This is a genomic window from Micromonospora sp. DT47 (assembly GCF_049844475.1).
Classification (GTDB): domain Bacteria; phylum Actinomycetota; class Actinomycetes; order Mycobacteriales; family Micromonosporaceae; genus Micromonospora.
In genome coordinates this window covers 1-319 of sequence record NZ_JBNCLC010000079.1, presented here as the reverse complement: position 1 = coordinate 319, position 319 = coordinate 1, and the positions used below count along the sequence as shown (strand labels likewise).

Sequence of the window (319 nt, the reverse complement as noted above, 5' to 3'; positions counted from 1 at the left end):
AGCGTGCGCACGCCGTTCAAGCGTCACCGGTACCGGCCGAAGCTGTCCCACCGCCAGAGGGCTGTCAACCGTACGCACTCCCGGATCCGCGCCCTCGGCGAACGAGCCATCGCCACGCTCAAAACCTGGAAGATCCTCACCAAGCTGCATTACTGCCCCCGCCGCACGACCGCGATCATGCAGGCCATCCTCGTCCTACACCGCGTCGACATGGGTCACCTGCGTCGGCTCGGCGTGGTCGGCTAGTGCGGTGTCCACTAACGTTCACCGGGTTTGCGGTGGGTGTTGTGGATCCTCGCCGTAGGCGAGCGACTCCCCA

The 319-nt window shown here is 65.8% G+C and carries 1 protein-coding gene; it reads left to right on the top strand.

Translation table 11 applies throughout. The features are described from left to right. Positions 1-246: transposase family protein (locus ACLQ2U_RS32225; RefSeq protein WP_425754650.1), on the top strand; the 246-nt coding region annotated here is incomplete at its 5' end. Between the last annotated feature and the right edge of the window lie 73 nt (positions 247-319).